The following is a 3,596-nucleotide window of genomic DNA, read 5'->3' on the forward strand; positions in this document are numbered from 1 at the left end:
CTCTAAAAGAAGCAACAGTTAATAGCTTTCATTATGCTTCTCATGATGAGCTAAAACAGCATGTGCGTGCTTATCTGATGGCTTACAACTTTGCTAAACGACTAAAAGGTATCAAAGGAAAAACTCCTTGGCAATTTATTCTAAATCAGTGGACGATTCATCTTGAATATTTTATACCTAATCCTAACCACTTCTTGCTGGGACTAAACAGCTATGCAAAAATACTAAAAGAAGCTGTAAATCGTTGATAGGGAATTTTGATCTTGTACACTGTAATTTTTTTTTACTATTTTGGCTACAAGCAAAGAACAAGAATGAAAACAATCCTCTTGTTCCTGCACAAAATTTAAAAAATATAAAAATTTTTATTTCTTTTATTTAGCACTAAACATGTAGCTTAATGTCATTAAGAAAAGATTATTATTTGTTTTTAGTATGGGGGTGCCATAAGGACGTGTCTTGTTAGGAACAATAGAGGAGATCTTGTTCCAAGTTTTTCTGTTTAGCCACTGACGCTGGTATTCAACACCTAACGAAATACGCTGCGTAAAAGCATATCGCGTTCCCAATGCCATCATTGGTCCCCAAACTGTTTTACACACTCCGCCAGAAGTTTTTCCCGAATCGTTGACGCAACACAATTTTTGTCCTTGAAAAGATATTCCTGGTCCCGCGAAAATTTGTATCCTGTTCATGACTAGATAACCAAATTCAAAAATTAACGCGCTGAACCACTGATTTCTTAAAATAAAATTTGTTGTTCTTTGATCTTCAACTAAAGCAAAGTCTGAAACAAAATAAAAATCTCCGTCAAGAACGGTTTCTCGATACATATTTCCAGTCTTGTATCCCATTTTAGAAGAAGCATTGTTAAATCCAAATATCCAGCGTGCTCCCATAGTATAAAAATCTAGCTTTTTTTGAGCTAAAACACCAAGATTCCAAGAAAAACCATAACGATTTTTTACTGACCTTGACTCAGTAAAATCTACCCATTCGTCAGGATCTCCCACTAGATTTTCGATAGTACGATCGTTGACTATCCTCACCTTTGAACTGTACCCGTTTTGAGGGATCACCCCAAGCCCTGCTGCATCTTTTGCCCTTAAAGAAGCTTCAGAAAAACCAATTCCTGCGGTAACTGCTATCCCGGACTGAAATATAGAAAAATTTCGACTCTCCTGAGTTGCTCTTGTGGACGATACTGCCAAAAGAAAAAGAATCATAAATTTAAAGCTTTTGTTCATTTCCGATATTATTTATCAATCAATACCTAAAAATTATGTCACAAAACTACGAAATCGTTCAAAAGAATATCAATAATTTGAATAATAATTTTTCAATAGTGTTGTTTGGCAACAAACCAAGAATTCTAGCACTTCAAAAAAGCTAAGCACAAGAGGGCATTGTGATGGAATTAGAATCTATCACCAGAAACCAGCAATCTAGAAAATTATCCAATTTTGACAACTTTGCTCGGATAGGCTTGCCCTTCTATCTTACAAAATAACGGTAGTCTAGTCGCCATAAGTTGTGGGAAAATTTTTTTACGACGCGCCGTATCCTTAAGAAGATGTCTTCACAATTTAAATAAAATCTGATACCAAGCTTGGTTAGAAGGTAAATGACATGCCCTATTTGAGAGATTTGAGTGACACACAACGAATATTGAATAGAATCTCATTTTGATACAGAAAATTGTGGTAAAAAACGTAAGAGAGCGCTTACTAACGGGGTGTTTTATCTTATAAAGACGAGCTGTCAGTGGCGATTTTGCTGCAAGAATATCCTTCCATGGAAAAGTGTGTACAGGTTTTTAATGAAAGCAAGACAAAGCGGAATTTTGAAGAAAATGATAAGGGATCTTATGTAAAAAAACTGGATAAACAATGGACGAAATGCTGATCCTAACTACTTCTTGCTGGGACTAAACAGTTAATGCGGTATCTTATAAATCAAGAGCGGTTGTCAATGGCGCATGCTACCAAAAGATTTTCCACCATATTCGACGGTACATGTTTTATAGACCATGTAGGGTTAAGGGGGTATGGGAAAAAGTGATGCATGAACTTGTTAAGACAAGCCGAATTAAGTATGAAAGGACGTAAACGGCATAGTGTTGTTGATAGGCAAGGCAATCTGCTCCATATCACGGTTCATAAGGCCAATGACACAGGTGCTGGGTGCAGAGTTTTTGAGGAAGCGGTGCAAAAATATCCTGCATTAAAGGGAGTGTGTGCAGATGCTGGATATAGAAACCCCATGGAGGAGTTTGAGAACTCTATTGAATAAAACCACAGCAATCTCAGAGCGTATATCTCAAAGATAGGCTATACTTGCCAAAGCGTTGGAGTGTCGAAAGAACATTTGCATGGCTAAATCATTTTCAAAAGGTATCTAAAGATTATGAAATTTCCATAGCGACTGCTGAAAACATGAGTATGATAGCCCATTCCATGATCCTATTAAGAAGGGGAGCTAAATCATGCATACAGATTCTTATTTCCAAACCTTCCAAAAGAAAGCACTTACAAATAATGCAACTTTCCATAAAGGGAAAGCTATGCAAAAGATGCTAGAAGATTCAGGTAATAGTTTTCTTTATTTGCCTTCATATTTCCCGGATCTCAATCTTATTGAGAAAAAATGACCCAAGCCAGACATATAAGAAGAACATTACATTGTTCAATTGATCACTTATTTCAATTCTATCTTTCATAATTTTTTTATACTGATTTAGCTATACTTAATATTAAGAAAATGAAAAAATTAAAAAATAAAATATTTTTTGGAATGATTTACTTCTTTTTAGCGACAGATATAGTGATTTAGGTTGAATTGGGTATAATTTTTTGTTACAATAAAAGGAAAATGACAAAGAGCTACAGCAACGATTTAAGACAAAGGGTAATAGAATATTTAGATGAGGGGAACTCGTGTATTGAAGCATCGCAACTAGTTAAGATGAATGTATCAATGATAGGAAGGTGGCATAGAAAATACAGACAAGAAGGTAGTTATTTTCCTAAGAGGCGTGTGATGACTCAGAAAAAAATTGACTTAGCTGCAGCTTAAAAAAACTTTTCGTGCTTAGAGGTAAGCAAAGAAAAGTCAGTATCAAGAATCGATCAAAGATGTAGCGTATCCAAGTCTTGTATATAGTGATGAAAGCGGCATTTATATGGCTGTGCAAAGACAGAAGGCTGGGGAAGAGAAAGTAAAAAGTTGGTTGGAAAAAAGAGTGGGAAATAGTATCAAAGAACAAACAGTATTGCCGGTTTGGTTAATAACACGCCGATAGCACCAATGAGGTTTAAGGGATCTTGCGACACAGTATTATTCCAAGCTTGTGTAGATTTCTGATCGAGGATCTAAGCTTGGTCAAGGTGGTATTATGGATAATGCCTCTTTTCATAAATCCAAGAAAAGTAGAGAATTAATAGAATCTGTAAAATGTAGTATAATTTTTCTACCTCCTTACTCTCTTGATTTGAATCCAATAGAGAAATTCTTGGCTAATAAGAGGGGGATTGAATGCTCTATTCGACGTTGTTTCGTGGCTCTTTAAAATATCTAATTTAACCTAAATTACTATA

General features: G+C 35.4%; 6 protein-coding genes and 1 pseudogene. 6 read left to right on the forward strand and 1 reads right to left on the reverse strand.

Features of this window, described 5'->3' with window-relative positions:
• Window positions 1-248: IS3 family transposase (locus HE1_RS01340; protein WP_052567181.1), on the forward strand; the 248-nt coding region annotated here is incomplete at its 5' end.
• A gap of 126 nt (window positions 249-374) precedes the next feature.
• Here the strand turns inward: HE1_RS01340 and HE1_RS01345 are convergent.
• Window positions 375-1,226, reverse strand: a complete 852-nt coding sequence (locus HE1_RS01345) for an outer membrane protein (protein ID WP_035543891.1) — start codon at window positions 1,224-1,226, stop codon at window positions 375-377.
• A 509-nt stretch (window positions 1,227-1,735) separates the two neighbouring features.
• Here HE1_RS01345 and HE1_RS06965 point away from each other — a divergent pair.
• The 5 genes and pseudogenes from HE1_RS06965 to HE1_RS10210 all read left to right on the forward strand — a co-directional run.
• A complete protein-coding gene (locus tag HE1_RS06965; RefSeq protein WP_162531160.1) occupies window positions 1,736-1,873 on the forward strand; it encodes a transposase in 138 nt (45 codons plus the stop codon).
• A gap of 191 nt (window positions 1,874-2,064) precedes the next feature.
• On the forward strand, window positions 2,065-2,292 hold the full coding sequence (locus tag HE1_RS06345) for a hypothetical protein (protein ID WP_052567183.1): 228 nt from the start codon (window positions 2,065-2,067) through the stop codon (window positions 2,290-2,292).
• A 193-nt stretch (window positions 2,293-2,485) separates the two neighbouring features.
• A complete protein-coding gene (locus HE1_RS06975) occupies window positions 2,486-2,650 on the forward strand; it encodes a transposase (protein WP_084490866.1) in 165 nt (54 codons plus the stop codon).
• Window positions 2,651-2,871: 221 nt separating this feature from the next.
• Window positions 2,872-3,075, forward strand: a complete 204-nt coding sequence (locus HE1_RS01355) for a helix-turn-helix domain-containing protein (protein WP_035543892.1) — start codon at window positions 2,872-2,874, stop codon at window positions 3,073-3,075.
• Between the two features lie 316 nt (window positions 3,076-3,391).
• Window positions 3,392-3,568, forward strand: a pseudogene (locus HE1_RS10210) (transposase); the annotation flags it as partial.
• Between the last annotated feature and the right edge of the window lie 28 nt (window positions 3,569-3,596).

The organism is Holospora elegans E1, from assembly GCF_000648275.1.
Taxonomy (GTDB): domain Bacteria; phylum Pseudomonadota; class Alphaproteobacteria; order Holosporales; family Holosporaceae; genus Holospora; species Holospora undulata_A.

What these genes read in the sequence shown, in the direction of transcription:
- HE1_RS01345 (WP_035543891.1), bottom strand. Translation starts at nt 1,226, where the DNA reads ATGATTCTTTTTCTTTTGGCAGTATCGTCCACAAGAGCAACTCAGGAG.
- HE1_RS06345 (WP_052567183.1), top strand. Translation starts at nt 2,065, where the DNA reads ATGAACTTGTTAAGACAAGCCGAATTAAGTATGAAAGGACGTAAACGG.
- HE1_RS06975 (WP_084490866.1), top strand. Translation starts at nt 2,486, where the DNA reads ATGCATACAGATTCTTATTTCCAAACCTTCCAAAAGAAAGCACTTACA.
- HE1_RS01355 (WP_035543892.1), top strand. Translation starts at nt 2,872, where the DNA reads ATGACAAAGAGCTACAGCAACGATTTAAGACAAAGGGTAATAGAATAT.